This window comes from Vibrio sp. EJY3 (assembly GCF_000241385.1).
GTDB classification, from domain to species: Bacteria; Pseudomonadota; Gammaproteobacteria; order Enterobacterales; family Vibrionaceae; genus Vibrio; species Vibrio natriegens.
Genome location: NC_016613.1, coordinates 851,134 through 869,930, shown reverse-complemented (window position 1 = coordinate 869,930; position 18,797 = coordinate 851,134). Strand labels below are relative to the sequence as shown.

General features: G+C 45.0%; 17 protein-coding genes. 6 read left to right on the top strand and 11 right to left on the bottom strand.

The window, feature by feature from the left end:
• The 5 genes from sucA to sdhC form a co-directional block, all read right to left on the bottom strand.
• Positions 1-2,826, bottom strand: coding sequence for a 2-oxoglutarate dehydrogenase E1 component (gene sucA / locus VEJY3_RS04015; protein ID WP_014231150.1), 2,826 nt, complete (start codon positions 2,824-2,826; stop codon positions 1-3).
• A gap of 169 nt (positions 2,827-2,995) precedes the next feature.
• Positions 2,996-3,706, bottom strand: a complete 711-nt coding sequence (locus VEJY3_RS04010; protein ID WP_014231149.1) for a succinate dehydrogenase iron-sulfur subunit — start codon at positions 3,704-3,706, stop codon at positions 2,996-2,998.
• 14 nt (positions 3,707-3,720) lie between these two features.
• Positions 3,721-5,487 (bottom strand): succinate dehydrogenase flavoprotein subunit, encoded by a 1,767-nt coding sequence (gene sdhA, locus VEJY3_RS04005; RefSeq protein WP_014231148.1) that lies wholly within the window; start codon positions 5,485-5,487, stop codon positions 3,721-3,723.
• Entirely contained in the window at positions 5,488-5,832 is a 345-nt protein-coding gene (sdhD, locus tag VEJY3_RS04000; protein WP_014231147.1) for a succinate dehydrogenase, hydrophobic membrane anchor protein, read from the bottom strand. It lies immediately after the preceding gene.
• Positions 5,826-6,218, bottom strand: coding sequence for a succinate dehydrogenase cytochrome b556 subunit (gene sdhC, locus VEJY3_RS03995; RefSeq protein WP_014231146.1), 393 nt, complete (start codon positions 6,216-6,218; stop codon positions 5,826-5,828). The genes sdhD and sdhC overlap by 7 nt, the downstream gene beginning before the upstream one ends.
• 394 nt (positions 6,219-6,612) lie before the next feature.
• Between sdhC and VEJY3_RS03990 the strand changes: the two genes are divergently transcribed.
• Positions 6,613-7,902: a citrate synthase gene (locus VEJY3_RS03990; RefSeq protein ID WP_014231145.1), complete on the top strand. Its 1,290-nt coding sequence runs from the start codon at positions 6,613-6,615 to the stop codon at positions 7,900-7,902.
• A 75-nt stretch (positions 7,903-7,977) separates the two neighbouring features.
• On the opposite strand, the gene VEJY3_RS03985 is transcribed toward VEJY3_RS03990, so the two are convergent.
• Positions 7,978-8,736: a Nif3-like dinuclear metal center hexameric protein gene (locus VEJY3_RS03985; protein ID WP_014231144.1), complete on the bottom strand. Its 759-nt coding sequence runs from the start codon at positions 8,734-8,736 to the stop codon at positions 7,978-7,980.
• Positions 8,737-8,885: 149 nt separating this feature from the next.
• On the opposite strand from VEJY3_RS03985, the gene VEJY3_RS03980 reads away from it, so the two are divergent.
• A complete protein-coding gene (locus VEJY3_RS03980; RefSeq protein WP_014231143.1) occupies positions 8,886-9,638 on the top strand; it encodes a DUF1853 family protein in 753 nt (250 codons plus the stop codon).
• A gap of 107 nt (positions 9,639-9,745) precedes the next feature.
• Here the strand turns inward: VEJY3_RS03980 and pgm are convergent, their stop codons facing one another.
• Positions 9,746-11,392, bottom strand: coding sequence for a phosphoglucomutase (alpha-D-glucose-1,6-bisphosphate-dependent) (pgm, locus tag VEJY3_RS03975; protein ID WP_014231142.1), 1,647 nt, complete (start codon positions 11,390-11,392; stop codon positions 9,746-9,748).
• A gap of 89 nt (positions 11,393-11,481) precedes the next feature.
• Complete coding sequence (gene seqA / locus VEJY3_RS03970; RefSeq protein ID WP_014231141.1) at positions 11,482-12,024, bottom strand: replication initiation negative regulator SeqA; 543 nt, start codon at positions 12,022-12,024, stop codon at positions 11,482-11,484.
• Between the two features lie 152 nt (positions 12,025-12,176).
• On the opposite strand from seqA, the gene VEJY3_RS03965 reads away from it, so the two are divergent.
• The 3 genes from VEJY3_RS03965 (at position 12,177) to fldA (ending at position 13,859) form a co-directional block, all read left to right on the top strand.
• A complete protein-coding gene (locus VEJY3_RS03965) occupies positions 12,177-12,944 on the top strand; it encodes an alpha/beta fold hydrolase (protein WP_014231140.1) in 768 nt (255 codons plus the stop codon).
• 111 nt (positions 12,945-13,055) lie between these two features.
• Positions 13,056-13,277: a DUF2788 domain-containing protein gene (locus tag VEJY3_RS03960; RefSeq protein WP_005461613.1), complete on the top strand. Its 222-nt coding sequence runs from the start codon at positions 13,056-13,058 to the stop codon at positions 13,275-13,277.
• 48 nt (positions 13,278-13,325) lie between these two features.
• The gene (gene fldA, locus VEJY3_RS03955; RefSeq protein WP_014231139.1) at positions 13,326-13,859 is read left to right on the top strand and encodes a flavodoxin FldA; all 534 of its coding nucleotides are present in this window, start codon (positions 13,326-13,328) and stop codon (positions 13,857-13,859) included.
• Positions 13,860-13,912: 53 nt separating this feature from the next.
• On the opposite strand, the gene VEJY3_RS03950 is transcribed toward fldA, so the two are convergent.
• Positions 13,913-14,416, bottom strand: coding sequence for a DUF4442 domain-containing protein (locus tag VEJY3_RS03950; protein ID WP_014231138.1), 504 nt, complete (start codon positions 14,414-14,416; stop codon positions 13,913-13,915).
• Between the two features lie 202 nt (positions 14,417-14,618).
• On the opposite strand from VEJY3_RS03950, the gene fcrX reads away from it, so the two are divergent.
• Positions 14,619-15,068, top strand: a complete 450-nt coding sequence (fcrX, locus tag VEJY3_RS03945) for a ferric iron uptake transcriptional regulator FcrX (protein WP_014231137.1) — start codon at positions 14,619-14,621, stop codon at positions 15,066-15,068.
• Positions 15,069-15,178: 110 nt separating this feature from the next.
• Here fcrX and glnS read toward each other — a convergent pair whose 3' ends face one another.
• Together glnS and nagE are read right to left on the bottom strand one after the other, a co-directional pair.
• Positions 15,179-16,849 (bottom strand): glutamine--tRNA ligase, encoded by a 1,671-nt coding sequence (glnS, locus tag VEJY3_RS03940; protein ID WP_014231136.1) that lies wholly within the window; start codon positions 16,847-16,849, stop codon positions 15,179-15,181.
• A 235-nt stretch (positions 16,850-17,084) separates the two neighbouring features.
• A complete protein-coding gene (nagE, locus tag VEJY3_RS03935; protein WP_014231135.1) occupies positions 17,085-18,656 on the bottom strand; it encodes an N-acetylglucosamine-specific PTS transporter subunit IIBC in 1,572 nt (523 codons plus the stop codon).
• Positions 18,657-18,797 lie beyond the last annotated feature (141 nt).

The following is an 18,797-nucleotide window of genomic DNA, read 5'->3' as shown; positions in this document are numbered from 1 at the left end:
TTAATTCGAAGTTTTTGAGTTCACGTTCAGAGCGTCTTCAACCAACGCTTTTTGTTGTTTCAAGTGCACCGACATGTAGCCAACTGCTGGCGAAGCAGAAGCTGGGCGACCTGCGTATTTAAGATTTGCACCTGCAGGAATAGCGGCACGGAAGTTATGTTGACTACAGTACCAAGCACCTTGGTTCTGAGGCTCTTCCTGACACCACACAAAGTCTTCAACATTTGTGTATTGAGCAATAGCGGCTTGTACTTCTTCCATCGGGAATGGGTAAAGCTGTTCAATACGCACAATTGCGACGTCTTCTTGCTCGTTGTTGCGACGCTGTTCAAGTAGGTCGAAGTAAACCTTACCGGAACAGAATACAACGCGTTTCACTTTGCTTGCTTCCAGTTTATCGATTTCTGGAATAGCCGCCTGGAAAGTACCTTCTGCAAGGTCTTCGATAGTAGACGTACAAAGTGGATGACGAAGCAATGATTTAGGAGACATTACAATCAGTGGTCGACGCATTGGGCGTACAACCTGACGTCGAATCATGTGGTAAACCTGCGCTGGCGTTGAAGGAACAACTACCTGCATGTTTTGCTCTGCACACAACTGTAGGTAACGCTCTAGACGCGCAGATGAGTGCTCAGGACCCTGACCTTCATAGCCGTGAGGCAGAAGCATCGTTAAGCCACATAGACGAGCCCACTTCTGTTCACCAGAAGAGATAAATTGGTCGATAACCACTTGAGCGCCGTTCGCAAAATCACCGAACTGTGCTTCCCAAATCGTTAGGCCGCCTGGCTCTGCGGTTGCGTAGCCGTATTCAAACGCCAATACCGCTTCTTCTGACAATACAGAGTCGAATACCTGGAAAGGACCTTGCTTGTCATGAACGTTTGCTAACGGAATGTATGTGCTTGCGTCTGTTTGGTTGTGAAGAACTGAGTGACGGTGGAAGAAAGTACCACGACCCGAGTCCTGACCAGAAATACGGATACGCTTGCCATCGTCAACCAAAGTTGCGTAAGCCAGTGTTTCCGCCATACCCCAGTCAATCGCTTTTTCACCAGTCATCATTGCCAAACGGTCGTTGTAAAGCTTGTTTACTCGACTTTGTAACTTATGACTTTCTGGGTACTGACATAGACGAGTACCAAGCTCAACCAGACGTTGTTTGTCGTATTGAGAGTCCCATTGCATGTCCCACTCGTGACCTAGGTATGGAGACCAGTCAACAGAGTGCAATGCCATTGGACGCCACTCTTTCACCACAACTTCACCGCGGTCAAGCGCATCACGATATTCGTTGACTAACTGAGTTGCAGTTTCAATATCTGATTCGTTTTTATCGATCAGAACATCGGCGTAAAGCTTACGTGGTGTTGGGTGTTTCTTGATTTTTTGGTACATCAAAGGCTGAGTTGCATTTGGCTCATCTGCCTCGTTGTGGCCATGACGGCGGTAACATACCAAGTCAATAACTACATCACGTTTAAACTCGTTACGGTAATCCAATGCGATACGCGTAACAAACGCAACCGCTTCTGGATCATCAGCATTAACGTGGAAAATCGGTGCCTGTACCATCTTAGCGATATCAGTACAGTACATGGTCGAGCGAGTATCACGTGGGTTAGATGTCGTGAAACCTACTTGGTTGTTAACAACAACGCGAACCGTACCACCAACGCAGAAACCGCGCGACAGAGACATGTTGAATGTTTCCGCAACTACGCCCTGGCCAGCAACAGCTGAGTCACCGTGAATAGTGATAGGAAGAACTTTACTGCCTTCTTTATCACCCAAACGGTCTTGACGGGCGCGCACAGAACCGATAACCACTGGGTTTACGATTTCTAAGTGCGATGGGTTAAATGCTAGCGCTAAGTGAACATCGCCACCCGGAGTCGCGAAGTCGGCAGAGAAACCTTGGTGGTATTTAACGTCACCCGTTCCCCACGTTTCATCATGCTTGCCTGCAAATTCATCGAACAGATCTTGTGGTTTCTTACCGAGTACGTTCACCAACATGTTCAAACGACCACGGTGTGCCATACCAATAACCACTTCGCGCATGCCACTGTTACCTGCATGACGGATCAATTCTTTGGTCATTGGGATAAGCGCGTCACCACCCTCTAGAGAAAAGCGTTTTGCACCCGGGAATTTTGCGCCTAAGTAACGCTCAAGGCCTTCAGCTGCTGTTAGCTCTTCTAGGAAAGTACGTTTCTCATCGTTGTTGAATGATGGCTGGCCTACGACAGACTCAAGACGTTGTTGAATCCAACGCTTTTGCTCTGTGTCAGTCATGTGCATGTATTCAGCACCGATGGAACCACAGTAAGTTTTTTTGAGGGCTTCGTAAATGTCTCTCAACTTCATGGTTTCTTGCCCAATAGCAAAAGAACCTACGTTGAAAGTTTCTTCGAAATCTTCTTCGGTAAGATTATGAAATGCTGGATCCAACTCAGCAACGGTTGGACGTTGCCATAGACCTAGTGGATCTAATTCTGCAGCTTCGTGTCCGCGGAAACGGTATGCGTTGATTAGCTGTAGAACTTTTACTTGTTTTGCATCGACATCTGGGTCACTAACTTGGACATTGTAATGCTTTGTTTCTTGAGCGAGTCGTCGGAAGTAGTCACGGACACGTGAGTGCGGCTGTTCTGCCACTTCTTTTGAAGGCTTAGGCAAGCCATCAAAAACACGTTTCCACTCCTCACTTACCAGATCGGGATCACTTAGATACAGTTCGTAGAGTTCCTCTACATACGTTGCATTGGCGCCAGCCAAGTGTGAAGACTCGAGCCATGCCTTCATCACGCCGTTGTGCATATTTTCCCTTAACCAGTAGTTTTCACGTTTGCTTCGGTCTACGCCGAGCTATAAATAGCCGACTTAAAAAATCGGCAATTTTAATATTCGTCTACTCGAGTTATGCAGTTGCAGCGCAGTGATGGGGTTTACTTTACACAACACTGCAACTGGTTCATCTACGAGTCAATTACACCGAGCGATTTACCAGCATCGACTTGATATGGCCGATTGCTTTCGTCGGGTTAAGTCCTTTCGGACAAACACTTACACAATTCATGATGCCATGGCAACGAAAAACGCTAAATGCGTCATCAAGATCAGACAAACGTTCATCTGTTGCCGTATCGCGGCTATCAATTAACCAACGGTAAGCCGCTAGAAGACCTGCAGGACCGATGAATTTGTCCGGGTTCCACCAGAATGACGGACAAGAAGTTGTACAACATGCACACATGATACATTCGTACAAACCATCTAAATGAGCACGGTCATCTGGTGACTGCAGATTCTCACGAGAAGGTGGTAATGCACCATCATCGATCAAGAATGGCTTAACTTTCGCATAGTTATCATAGAACTGCGTCATGTCAACAATAAGATCACGTACCACAGGTAGACCTGGTAGTGGACGAATTACGATCTTGTCGCCTTGTAGTGCAGACAATGGTGTGATACATGCCAAGCCGTTTTTACCGTTCATGTTCAGGCCGTCAGAGCCACAAACACCTTCACGGCATGAACGACGGAATGCGATGCTTGGATCTTGCTCTTTAAGCAGAATCAACGCATCCAGAACCATCATGTCTGAGCCTTCTTCTACATCAAGTGTGTAGTCTTTCATGTAAGGCTTAGTGTCTACATCCGGGTTGTAACGGTACAAAGAGAAGTTCAGTTTCATAGTCATATCCTCCCTTAGTATGTACGTACTTTCGGCGGGAACGCGTCACGGTGTACTGGCGTCATGTTAACATCACGCTTAGTCATCGCTTCAGTTTCCGGGTTGTAGATTGAGTGGCATAGCCAGTTCTCGTCATCACGATCTGGGAAGTCGAAACGAGCGTGCGCACCGCGGCTTTCCGTACGGTAGTTCGCAGCAACTGCTGTTGAGAACGCTGTTTCCATCAAGTTATCTAGCTCTAGACACTCAATACGCTGAGTGTTGAACTCTGAAGACTTGTCCGCTAGGTGAGCATCTTTTAGACGTTCACGGATAACTTTAAGCTCTTCCAGACCTGTTGCCATCGCATCACCTTCACGGAATACCGAGAAGCTGTTTTGCATGCAGCTTTGCAGATCTTTACGGATTTGCACTGGATCTTCGCCACCTGTGCTGTTTTCCCAACGCATAGTACGCGCCAGAGAAGCTTCGATGTCAGATTCAGTCGCAGGACGAGCTTCAACTTGTGCTGCTAGTGTTTCACCAAGGTGAAGACCTGTCGCACGGCCGAATACCACCAAGTCTAGTAGTGAGTTACCACCTAGACGGTTTGCACCGTGAACCGATACAGAAGCGATTTCACCACAAGCGAATAGACCTTGAACTTCCGCTTCGCTGCCATCAGCAAGCTGTTTAATTGCTTGACCAGAAACCTGAGTTGGAACACCACCCATCATGTAGTGACAGGTCGGGATTACAGGAATTGGTTCTTTAACTGGATCAACGTGCGCGAATGTACGAGACAGTTCACAGATACCAGGTAGACGTGACTCAAGCACTTCTTTACCAAGGTGATCCAGTTTCAGTTTAATGTGTGGACCCCATGGGCCATCGCAACCACGACCTTCACGGATTTCGATCATCATTGAACGAGCAACCACGTCACGACCAGCAAGGTCTTTCGCGTTTGGAGCGTAACGTTCCATGAAACGTTCGCCGTCTTTGTTCAGAAGATAACCACCTTCACCACGACAACCTTCTGTTACAAGAACACCTGCGCCAGCGATACCCGTCGGGTGGAACTGCCACATTTCCATATCTTGCATCGGAACGCCCGCACGTAGAGCCATACCAACACCATCACCAGTGTTGATGTGTGCGTTAGTTGTTGAAGCGTAGATACGACCTGCACCACCAGTAGCAAGAATGGTTGCTTTTGATTTGAAGTAACAGATTTCGCCTGTTTCCATACAAATCGCTGTACAACCCATGATCGCGCCATCTTGGTTTTTCACCAAGTCTAGTGCATACCACTCAGAAAAAATGGTTGTCTTGTGCTTAACGTTTTGTTGGTAAAGCGTATGAAGAAGCGCGTGACCTGTACGGTCTGCCGCTGCTGCTGTACGTGCAGCCTGCTCACCACCAAACTCTTTTGACTGACCGCCAAATGGACGCTGATAGATAGAACCGTTATCAAAACGAGAGAATGGAAGACCCATTTTTTCTAGTTCGATAACAGACTCAGGACCATTCTTACACATGTATTCGATAGCGTTTTGGTCACCAATGTAGTCAGAACCTTTTACGGTATCGTACATGTGCCACTGCCAATCATCCTTGTGCGAGTTACCTAGAGCAACGGTGATACCACCCTGCGCAGATACTGTATGAGAACGAGTTGGGAATACTTTAGATAGCAAAGCACATGAAAGGCCTTGCTCTGAAATTTGTAATGCAGCGCGCATACCTGCACCACCAGCGCCGATTACTACGGCGTCAAACTCACGAACTGGAATAGACACTTACGCACCCCACAAAATAAATAGACCAGAGAAGACATAACCGAATAGAACGGCAATAACACCAAGTTGTAATGCGCCACGAAGTTTCGCGCACTTAATATAGTCGGTGAACACTTGCCACATACCAACCCAAGCGTGAATCAGTACAGAAACAAGAGCCAACATGGTGAATACTTTGGTGAAAGTGCCACCAAAGAATTGGGTCCAAGATGCGTAAGAGATATCTGAGAATGCACAGAAGCTAACCAGATAAATCGTGTATAGAGTCATAATGATGGCAGTAGCACGAATCAGTAGGAAATCGTGCACACCGTTACGACCAAATGAAGAAACGTGTTTTACCATACCATTATCCCCGCCAATAGTGACAATACTGCAGTCGCACCAAAAGCAGCTTTCGCGCTCATCGTGCCTGAATCTAGCTCTTCAAAGTAGCCTAGATCCATCATCAGGTGACGGATACCACCAGCAATGTGGTATGCAAGTGCAGTTAAAATGCCCCATAGGATGAATTTTACGAAGAAGCTATCGACGATATCGGCGGCTTCCATAAAACCCATTGGGGATGACAGAGAAATGGACAGTAACCAAAGTAGTATACCTACCGCAACAAACGTGATTACCCCGGACACACGGTGCAGGATGGATGCGATTGCTGTGATAGGAAAGCGGATGGTCTGTAAATCTAAATTAACAGGTCTTGACTTTCTTTCTTTCACGGGCTTGCTCACTCAGCTCCATTGAGCATTTATTGTTATAACCAATTTCAGCGTCCAAATGTACAAAAGTTAACATTTATTTAACAGATACGACCGATAATCACCGAGAATATTGTAAACAAGTTGTTAACACCGGGAGCCATCACCAAACCTCACACTTTGTTATAGCCCCGAATTTATAAGGATTTAACTAAAATTTTCTTTGCCAATATACGGCGAGCAACATTCTAATACAATTGGTGTAACAAATTATGCTACATAGAACAGATTTTTAACGATTTTCAAAGAAAAAATCATAACAAGTGCACACAAAGATGTAGAAAAATTGACTTTACGCCTTAACAACAGTAAAAACATGGCACACAAACATCCTGGACGGATTAAATAATAAACAAAGGAGATTGTTATGGCGGATAAGAAAGCGACCCTTCATGTTGAAGGCAAAGCGCCAATCGAACTGCCAATTATGGAAGGTACTTTAGGTACTCCTGTAATTGATGTTCGTAAACTAGGAGCTAATGGTTACTTTACTTTTGACCCTGGTTTTCTTGCCACTGCATCTTGTGAATCATCAATCACATATATCGATGGCGGCAAAGGTATTCTTTTGCACCGCGGTTACCCGATTGATCAATTAGCCAATAACGCAGATTACCTAGAAGTATGTTACATCCTTCTTTATGGTGAAGCCCCTACCCGAGACCAATACGAGCAATTTAAGAAAACCGTTACTCGTCATACTATGGTACATGAGCAAATCGCAAGCTTCTTCCACGGCTTCCGACGTGATGCTCACCCAATGGCGGTAATGTGTGGCGTAGTCGGTGCATTAGCAGCCTTCTACCACGATTCGCTCGATATTAATAACGACGAACACCGCGAAATTGCGGCCTACCGTCTAATTTCGAAAATGCCTACGCTGGCAGCGATGTGTTACAAATACTCTATCGGTCAGCCATTTATCTACCCACGCAACGATTTAAGCTACGCGGAAAACTACCTACACATGATGTTTGCAAACCCATGTGAAGAGTATGAAGTGAACCCTGTCGTTGCACGTGCTATGGATAAAATCTTTACTCTACACGCGGATCACGAACAAAACGCGTCAACATCAACAGTACGTCTTGCTGGTTCTTCTGGCGCTAACCCATTTGCATGTATTGCCGCTGGCATTGCATCTCTTTGGGGCCCAGCGCACGGTGGTGCTAACGAAGCATGTCTGAAGATGCTGGAAGAAATCGGCAGCGTCGATAACATTCCAGAGTACGTAGAACGTGCGAAAGATAAAGATGACCCATTCCGTTTGATGGGCTTCGGTCACCGTGTTTACAAGAACTACGATCCACGTGCAACCGTAATGCGTGAAACGTGTCACGAAGTTCTAAAAGAGCTAAACATCCAAGATCCTCTACTAGACGTAGCGATGGAACTTGAGCGTATCGCTCTTTCTGATGAGTACTTCGTTTCTAAGAAACTGTACCCGAACGTAGATTTCTACTCAGGTATCATTCTTAAAGCGATCGGTATTCCAGTATCAATGTTTACGGTTATCTTCGCTCTATCTCGTACCGTTGGCTGGATTGCTCACTGGAACGAAATGCACAGCGATCCGCTAAACCGCATTGGTCGTCCTCGTCAGCTATACACTGGTGAGGCACAACGTGAATTTTCTCCGCTTCATGAGCGTGAATAATCACTGAGTGAAATGCTAAAAAAGGGTTGAGATGTGAGTCTCAACCCTTTTTTATTTTTTGCTTATTGTTCTGCGCTAAACCGGATTATCAATATCCACAAACTCGACTTGTAAGCCGTATTCATCAGCCAACCACTTACCAAGCGCCTTAATACCGTAACGCTCTGTTGCATGATGCCCCGCGGCGAAATAATGAATGTCCATTTCTCTCGCAGTGTACGTTGTGCGCTCAGATATTTCACCGGAGATAAAAGCATCTAACCCGTGCTGCACGGCCAATTCAATAAAGTCTTGCCCGCCACCGGTGCACCAGCCTACGGTCTCAATCATTTTATCTGCATTTTCTGGTGCAATATGCAGGGGTTCTCTCTCAAGTACTTGATTGATCTTGCTCGCAAAATCAGCACCTGACATCGGCTTTTTCAAACGTCCATACATCGCGACTGACTGCGGATGACCTTCTAGGCCGCCTTCAACGTCAATTTCCAACAATTTTGCCAGCTCAGCGTTGTTGCCAAGTTCAGGGTGAATATCAAGAGGAAGATGATAACCGTACAAATTAATATCATTTTTAATTAAACTGCGGATTCGCTTTCCTTTCATACCGCGAATTGGTTCAGGTTCACCTTTCCAGAAGTATCCATGATGGACAAGCAATGCGTCGGCATTAAGTTCAACCGCTTTATCAATCAAAGCCTGTGAAGCCGTAACACCGGTAACTATGCGGTTTACGGTTGGAATTCCTTCGACCTGCAGCCCATTCGGGGCGTAATCTTTGATTAACTGTGGTGATAGTTTGTCGTTAAGAATCTGTTCTAGCTTTAAGTTATTCATCATCACTTCCAATTTCTAATGCATGTTTAAAGTGTATATCGAACCTAGATACTGATGCCAGACATCGTGTCCCCATCGTTGGCAAATTTCGTTACAATAATACTGCTTCGTCACTTTATTGCTAAAGCTAAGGGTTAAAAGGAAACGGGATGAATCAATTGCAACGCTTTTATGACTGGATCGCAACATCACCACCACTTTTTCAATTGCGACCACCGTTTGCAACACTTGAAGATTTATCCGTAGCGCCGTTATGCGAATCTGAACAATATAGTGGTAATCCAAGACTGGGCTTTTTATATCAGCATTTGTGCACGGCTGTGCTTTCTCATTCCGAGCGATACCAAGTTGTCGCAGAGGAGATTCAACTCAATGACCACACTGGAAGAACGATTGGTGCAGTGGATTTAGTGTTGCAAAATACGCAGTCAGGTCAGTTGGAACATTGGGAAGTTGCCATTAAGTTTTACCTGCTTCATCAAGGCGTTTGGTACGGTCCCAATGCCCATGATCAATTACATAAAAAACTGGATAGAATGCTGACTCATCAATTAAAAATGAGCGAAAGGCCTGAATTCCAGCAAATTCTCCCACTAGATACTCCACCAGAAGAGCGATTGCTGATGCAAGGCCGTCTCTATATAAACCCGTTTTCTTCGGAGACAACGCCAACGGAGTGTTTGGGTTATGAGCTTAATGCCTCTCAGATAAGCGGGTATTGGTGCTACCAAAGTCAATGGAACTTGATTCCAAAGCCACTTTATCATCTGAGCAAACCTTGCTGGGCAACGGGTACCGATGACTTTTCCCACCCTATTGAGAAACCGTCGGGTCGATTTGAGCATGCACAAACTGAAGATGGTGAGTTCTGGTTTATTGTACCGGATCAGTGGCCAAACTAGCTTTGACGCGCTGAACGTTATCTTCTTTAATCTCGGCAAAACCAAAATAAAAAGGGTTGATGCTTTCACATCAACCCTTAACGTTTCCATTAAAAAAATTGTCTCGTTTACAGACCTGCGGCTGCAAATACCTGATTAACAATTTCTTGCGCTTCGGCTTCGATTTGTTTTAGGTGCTCTTCACCCTTGAAGCTTTCGCAGTAAATTTTGTAGATGTCTTCTGTACCAGATGGGCGAGCCGCAAACCAACCGTTTTCTGTGGTGACTTTTAGACCGCCGATCGCCGCACCGTTACCAGGAGCGTGAGTGAGGCGTGCCGTAATTGCATCACCAGCCAGTGTTTCTGCAGCAACCATTTCCGGAGACAGTTTTTTCAGTACGTCTTTTTGAGGACCGTTTGCTACTGCTTGAATTCGGTTGTACTTAGATTCACCATGCTTCGCCGCCAGCTCTTCGTAGTACTCTTGAGGGTTTTTACCCGTTACTGCTGTAATTTCTGCTGCTAGTAGACAAAGCAGGATGCCATCTTTATCGGTTGACCACGGTGTGCCATCTTTGCGTAGGAAAGAAGCACCCGCACTTTCTTCACCACCGAAGCCAAACTTACCCGTGTACAGGCCATCAACAAACCATTTAAAACCAACTGGTACTTCACATAACTCGCGACCAAGATCCGCCACAACACGGTCGATCAGTGCGCTCGAAACCAGTGTCTTACCAACCGCGACGTCTTTACCCCACGCATCACGATGGCGGTATAGGTAGTCGATACATACAGCCAGATAATGGTTTGGATTCATCAAACCTTTTGGTGTCACAATACCGTGGCGGTCATAGTCTGGGTCATTACCAAACGCCAAATCGTATTCATCTTTCAGCGCCAACAGACCTGCCATTGCGTATGGTGAAGAACAGTCCATACGAACAACGCCATCTTTATCCAGTGACATAAATTGGAATGATGGGTCAATCGCTTCACTAACCAGAGTCAGATCTAAGTTGTAAGCTTTGCCAATTTGACGCCAGTAGTCGATACCACTGCCACCTAATGGATCAACACCAATCTTTAGGTTCGCTTTTTGGATAGCTTCCATATCGATCACGTTAACCAGATCATCGATATAGGGTTTGACTAAATCGACTTCCACAAACAGGTCAGAAGATTTTGCTTCTTGTAGAGGCAGACGTTTCACGCCTTTTAGATCTTCTGCAATCAGTGCATTAGCGCGGTCTTCAATCGCTTGAGTCAATTCCGCTTCCGCAGGGCCGCCATGAGTCGGATTGTATTTGATACCGCCGTCTTGAGGTGGGTTGTGCGAAGGAGTGATCACAATGCCATCTGCTTTCTCATCGTGTTTGATGTTGTAAGTCAGAATTGCGTGTGAGATACCTGGAGTTGGTGTGTAGCCATTATCTTGCTGAACGATCACTTTTACACCGTTCGCAATCAAAACTTCGATAACACTAGAAAAAGCAGGCTCTGACAATGCGTGCGTATCTTTACCGACAAACAGTGGCCCTGTCGTGCCCTGCTCTGCACGGACTTCAGCAACCGCTTGTGCAATAGCCAATATATGATTTTCGTTAAAGGTATGCTTGTCTGCAGTACCACGGTGACCTGATGTACCGAATTGAACCTTGTGGTCTGGGTTGGTCGAATCAGGTTGAAGTAAGAAATAATTCGCAACTAACGCCGGAATATTATGAAGATCTTCCTGCTGCGCTTTTTGCCCAGCACGAGGGTGCATAGCCATGTCTGACATCCTTTCTATAAAAATAACAAACTAAAAAGCCTCATAATATCCGCTAAATGCTAAACATTATGAGGCTTCTATCAGGTTTCTTAGATTGAACCTGTTACTTTTTCTATCAAGTCCGGTTGGAATCCCATGTGCGCCATCACTTGTTCAACCATTTGTCTCTTGCGGCTGGGATTATTATTTGTGATAACCCAGAACGGTGTTTCTGGAATGGCCTTAGGTTTGGTTGTATTGCCGTTAGCCAGCAGGGTTTCTTCATTATCAGCAAAGTAAACGCGCTTGCGTCCCTTCACATTTGTCGCTTGTGCGAATCCTTCTGGATTTAATTTGTGTAATGTTGATAGAACCAACATGAAGCGATCAATCGCTTTCTTAAGATCAGCAAACTCATCAGATATTAGCAGTGAACGCATTTCTTTCACTGTATCTATTTGCTCTGTTTTACCTGCATCTTTACTTACTACAATCCCTTGTGGCTTCTCTACTACAGGCGCAACTTTTGCTTCCTGCAACTCACCATCAAGGTTTAAAAGGCGTCGCAAAATATCCGAGGCACTTTCGCCGATATGCTTAGTTTGACCAGCAATGTAACGGTATAGATCCTCATCAACCTCAATTGTTTTCATTCGCTTTTCACATTCTCAATGTTTAAACTCTGTGGAATTATACCCAAATAACTTCAAGAAGCTAGGTTCAGCGAGAATGACTTGGAGTCATTTGGCTATACAATGAGATCCTTGCGGATACTCCACGTTAAACCCATCACGAATAAGATAAAATGTCAGCATTACTCAACTATAAGCAGGAAGGCCAAGGCCAAACAGTTGTTTTGATTCATGGATTGTTTGGTAGTTTAAGTAATCTGGGCCTTTTGGCTCGTGATCTTGTCCAAGATTACTCGGTGATCAGTATTGATCTACGCAACCATGGCCTCTCTTTCCACTCGGATACCCACACGTACAGCGATATGGCACAAGACGTTGCCGAGTTGCTTCACCACTTAAACATTGATCCGGCCATCATTATTGGGCATTCGATGGGTGGTAAAGTTGCGATGAAACTTGTCGACATCGCCCCACAATTTGTCAAACAACTGGTTGTATTAGACATCGCTCCGGTCGCCTATACGACGAATCGTCACGACAACGTTTTTAACGGTCTTCAAGCGGTCATAGCCCAAGAACCAACGAGCCGTCAGCAAGCGATGGATGTGCTGGCGCAACACGTTGAGATAGATGGCGTGAGACAGTTTCTTTCGAAGTCGCTATATAAAGACGGAGATAAAATGGCATGGCGCTTTAACGTAGAAGGCCTGTTGAAAAATTACGCGGAAATTATTGGCTGGCAAGAGATAACACCAACCGAGATCCCAACCCTCTTTATTAAGGGTGGAGATTCAGATTATTTAATGCCAGAGCATCAGCCTGCCGTACAAAGACAATTTAAGCGTGCCAAAGCACATATCATCGCCAACACAGGGCATTGGTTACATGCAGAAAAGCCAGCCGAAGTCATGCGAGTGATCAGGAAACACATTTCGGCTTAACAAATTCACCAACAACCATTGATTATTGGAATAACCACTCTGGTATTGCATTAACTTTACTGGTTAACAGTGGTATAGTGCGCGCAATAATTTTCGGCATGAAGGACTACAATGCTCTACGACTACATGGATATGCTCGAATCTATCGGGCTCGATCTTCTTTTTGCTGCTATCTTCTTCTTCATCGGGATGGCAATAAAAGATGTGCTAAAGCAAGGCAATGTACCTGTTTTTGGTCGTCGTATTGTATGGTTAGTCCTTTTTCTAGGCTGCGCTGGTTTTATCGCAAAAGGGATAATTCAGCTAACGTGGGAAGGCTCTGGGTTAGGCTAAACCCTTAGTACCATCGCCAACAACAAACAATGTAAAGGTATAGACTCTATGGCAAGTGTAGGTATCTTCTTCGGTAGCGACACAGGTAATACTGAAGCCGTTGCAAAGATGATTCAAAAGCAACTAGGTAAGCAACTAGTTCACGTTCAAGACATCGCGAAAAGCAGCAAAGAAGACATTGATAACTTTGATCTTCTACTTCTAGGTATCCCGACTTGGTACTATGGTGAAGCTCAGTGTGATTGGGATGACTTTTTCCCAGAGCTTGAGCAAATTGACTTCTCTACGAAGTTAGTTGCTATCTTTGGTTGTGGTGACCAAGAAGACTACGCAGAGTACTTCTGTGATGCGATGGGCACCGTGCGTGACATCGTTGAGTCAAAAGGCGGCACTATCCTTGGCCATACATCAACTGAAGGCTATGAATTCGAAGCGTCTAAAGCGCTTGTTGAAGGCGACGATAGTCAATTCGTCGGTCTGTGTATCGATGAAGACCGTCAACCAGAGCTAACCGATGAACGTGTTGAGAACTGGGTAAAACAGATTTACGAAGAGATGTGTTTAGCTGAGCTTGAAGGCTAATCGCAAAATCTTATTTAAGACCTCCGCTCTGGAGGTCTTTTTGTATGTAACATTTATGAGGATTCCGTTACGACCTCCTCCTCTCGGTACTGAGGCTTTTTACGAACATAGAGCTTGCGTTTTACCTCAGACACCACGTTCCCATCCTTATCCTTGATATGAATAATGAACTCGGGAAACCATTTGTCTCCATTACGTGTCTTTTCAAATATATCTTCAATCATCCCTTCTGAGATTTCAAAATCTGCGTACAAGTCACTGTGTCCGGGCTTAATGAAGTTAATGCTGGCTTCTTTATCCCATACATAGTACTCCTCCCGCAGAATCCCAATCAGCATCATTGAGTAAATGGGATCTGTAAGAGAAAAAATACTTCCCCCATATTGAGTCCGATTGGCGTTCTTATTCCACCAGCTCAATTTCAAACGTACTTTCACCAAACGAAAGTCTTCAGAAATATGTAAGATTTTAATTCCAGCTCCCCAGAATGGGGGCCAAAGATTGAGCCCAAATTTTATGATTCCTGGTTTATAAATTTTGGCAATCCGCTTATCCATTGCAATCCCTGCTCTCTGCGCGATTTATGTTACTAAAATGTAACTGGTAAGAGCTCTAATATAATTGACCAATTTCTAATTTACAAAGAAAGAATATATTAACCCTTTGAAGTTCGTGGTTTAATGTTTTTGGCCATTCGCCTATAATGGTAGGAATATTGAATTCTGTTAAATCGCTGCAGATGATCCAACGGGAAAGTATATGTCAGATAATAATCAGGCGCTGAAGGATGCGGGTTTAAAAGTAACCCTTCCAAGGCTAAAAATTCTAGAAGTACTTCAGCAGCCAGACTGCCAGCACATCAGTGCTGAAGATTTGTACAAAAAGTTGATTGATCTAGGTGAAGAAATCGGTCTAGCAACCGTTTATCGAGTACTCAACCAATTCGACGATGCAGGTATCGTCACTCGTCACCACTTCGAAGGTGGTAAATCAGTTTTTGAACTGTCGACTCAACACCACCATGACCACCTAGTTTGTCTAGACTGTGGTGAAGTTATTGAGTTTTCAGACGATCTTATCGAAGAGCGTCAAAAAGAAATTGCGTCTAAATACAACGTAACTCTGACTAACCATAGCCTTTACCTATACGGTAAATGTGGTGATGGTAGCTGTAAAGACGATCCAAACGCACACAAGCCAAAGAAATAATCACTAAATATAAATAAAGCGCTCAATGAGCGCTTTTATTTTAACGGTTATCTCTTCACCAAATATAAAAAATGCCAGTCTCAGGACTGGCATTTTTATTTTTAGCTCAATTATTTAGCTTCAATTTTCGCCCAAGTATCGCGAAGACCAACTGTGCGGTTGAACACTAGATTATCTGCGCTTGAATCTTTCGAATCAGCACAGAAGTAGCCCATACGCTCAAATTGGTAGCCTTCCTCTGCTTGTGCAGACGCTAGACTTGGCTCAACGAAACCATTAATCACAACAAGTGAGTCAGGGTTAATCGTCGAAGCAAAATCTTCAGCAGCAGCAGGATTCGGAACCGTGAATAGACGGTCGTATAGACGAATTTCCGCTGGTAATGCTTTATCCGCTGATACCCAGTGGATTACACCTTTTACTTTACGGCCGTCAGCAGGGTTCTTACCCAGAGTATCAGCATCGTAAGTACAGAAAATTGTAGTGATGTTGCCTTCTGCGTCTTTTTCAACACGCTCAGCTTTGATCACGTAAGCACCACGCAGACGCACTTCTTTACCTAGCACCAAGCGCTTGTACTTCTTGTTCGCTTCTTCGCGGAAGTCTTCACGCTCAATCCAAACTTCACGAGTAAACGGTACTTCGCGCTCACCCATTTCTGGTTTATTCGGATGGTTAGCAAGAGATAAGCTTTCTACCGTACCCTCTTCAAAGTTTTCAATAACCACTTTTACAGGATCAAGTACAGCCATTGCACGCGGTGCATTTTCGTTCAGGTCATCACGAATACAAGATTCTAGTGAGCCAAACTCAATCATGTTGTCTTGTTTTGTAACACCAATACGTTTACAGAACTCACGAATAGATGCTGGCGTAAAGCCACGACGACGCAAACCAGAAACAGTTGGCATACGCGGGTCATCCCAGCCGTTTACTAACTTTTCAGTCACTAGTTGATTCAGCTTACGCTTAGACATTACTGTGTATTCTAGGTTTAGGCGGCTGAACTCGTACTGATGAGGGCGACAATCAATGGTGATGTTGTCTAGTACCCAGTCGTAAAGACGACGGTTATCCATGAACTCAAGCGTACAAATTGAGTGAGTGATGCCTTCTAACGCATCTGAGATACAGTGGGTAAAGTCGTACATTGGGTAAATGCACCACTTATCACCAGTTTGATGGTGAGTAGCAAAGCGAACACGGTATAGTACCGGATCACGCATGACCATGAATGAAGAACCCATGTCGATCTTAGCGCGAAGACAAGCTTTACCTTCTTCAAACTCACCCGCGCGCATTTTTTCAAACAACGCCAGGTTTTCTTCTACAGGGCGATCACGGTACGGGCTAGGCTTACCTGGCGCTTTTAGTGTGCCGCGGTATTCGCGAATCTGCTCTGGACTTAGCTCATCTACATACGCTAAGCCTTTATTAATCAATTCAATTGCATATTCGTAAAGCTTATCGAAGTAGTTTGATGAGTAACATACTTCACCACTCCACTCGAAGCCTAACCAGTTTACATCTTTCTTGATAGACTCAACGTATTCGATGTCTTCTTTTTCAGGGTTTGTATCATCAAAACGTAAGTTACATTGACCCTGGTAGTCCTGAGCAATACCGAAGTTCAAACAGATAGACTTAGCATGACCGATATGCAGGTAGCCATTCGGCTCCGGCGGGAATCGAGTATGCACGCTAGTGTGTTTACCATCCGCTAGATCCTTATCAATGATCTGGCGAATAAAGTTTGATGGACGAGCATCAGCTTCACTCATCTATAGCACCTCAAAATATTAGTATTGTCAGAGAAAACGGCACTCTGCATCCAAGTATGGAAATGCAGAGTGAATTACTTCTAATGATCCACAATTCTAAGCAATTAGACAACAAGAACTCGTGCTAAATCGGCAATATTTATCGAGTTAGCATGAAACCGCAGCAGAATAGAAGCCACAATATAAAAAAAGACCTCCCAAGGGAGGTCTTCTTCGATTCATTCGTACAATGTGATTATGGTAATTTCACATTCGAAAGGTCTTCGTTAGCACCGATTGCTTTCATTTCGCCAGCAACGATTTCTGCTAGAGGACCAAGGATAACTTGAAGGTTGTTCTCACCTAGTTTCACAACACCTTTAGCACCAAGTTTTTTCAGTACTGCTTCATCAGCTACAGAACGGTCTTTCAGAGTCAAACGTAGACGAGTGATACAAGCATCGATTGCCGTTAGGTTCTCGTGACCACCAAGAGCTTTTAGGTATTGGCGAGCCAAGTCACCGCTCTTCGCTTCACCAGATGGTGCAGCTGCTGTCTCTTCATCACCTTCACGACCAGGCGATTTCAGGTTGAAAGCGCGGATAGCGAATGTGAAAGTGAAGAAGTATAGAGCACCAAAGCCAAGACCAACTGCACCAAGTAGTAGAGGTTTAGTTGCTAGACCGAAGTTCAACACGTAGTCAATTAGACCAGCAGAGAATGTGAAGCCGTGTAGCGTACCAAGCATGTTAGCAACAACTAGCGACAGACCAGTGAACACTGCGTGAATCGCGTAAAGTGCGGGAGCTAGGAACATGAACATGAACTCTAGTGGCTCTGTGATACCAGTTAGGAATGCACAGAATGCTACTGAGAACAGTGCACCACCAACTTGGCCACGTTTTTCAGCAGGCGCTGCAAAGTACATAGCAAGTGCCGCACCAGGAAGACCGAACATCATGATTGGGAAGAAGCCGTTCATGAATGCGCCAGCACCTTTGTCGCCACCAAAGAAGCGATGTAGGTCACCAGATTTAATTGTCTCTGTCACTTCTTTCACTGTTGCTGTGATTTCAGGTGTTACTGAGTTAGCAAATTCAAATGTGTGAGTTTGACCAACAACAAGCGTCTTAGCTAGAGCTGGGTCTACACAAAGCTGCTGTACTGTAGGCAGAGCTTGACCTGCAGCAGAAGCACCCGCAATTAGGACTTCCTGACATGAACCCATACCGAACCAGAAGAACGAGTTTAGTACGTGGTGTAGACCGACAGGAATCAGCGCACGGTTAAGCGTACCGTATACAAACTGACCGATAGCACCAGATGTAGAGATAGCGTGAGCAAGTGCGTCCAGACCACCTTGGATCGTTGGCCATACAATACCACCAACGGCACCCGCGGCTAGAGCAAAAAGGCCCGCCATAATAGGCACTAGACGTTTACCAGAGAAGAATGCCAACCACTCAGGAAGACGGGTAGCATGAAAAGCATTGTAAGAGTGACCGGCAATGATACCTGCAATGATACCGCCGAAGAATGACATGTTAACTGAAGCATCAATTGTTGACGCTGTAGCAGTGAGTACGAAGTACGCAACCGCACCAGCAAGACCTGCAGCACCTTGGCCGTCTTTTGACAAACCGATAGCGATGCCGAGACCGAACAGTAATGGAAGGTTAGAGAAGATTGAACCGCCCGCTTGCGCCATAAACGCAATATCAAGTACATCAGGTTGGCCCAAACGCAATAACAAACCTGCGATTGGCAAGGTCGCGATAGGAAGCATAAGAGCTTTACCCAACTTCTGCGCGTATCCGAGAATATTCACCTTTAGTTCCCCCTATAGGATTAGATGTTATGTTGAATAACTTATTTTAGTCGTTCAATTTAGTCCTCTTCAGTTTATGACATTAATTTTGCTCCGCAAATTAAAAGCTCACTGTTTGTGATCCTAATCACCAGAATTCAC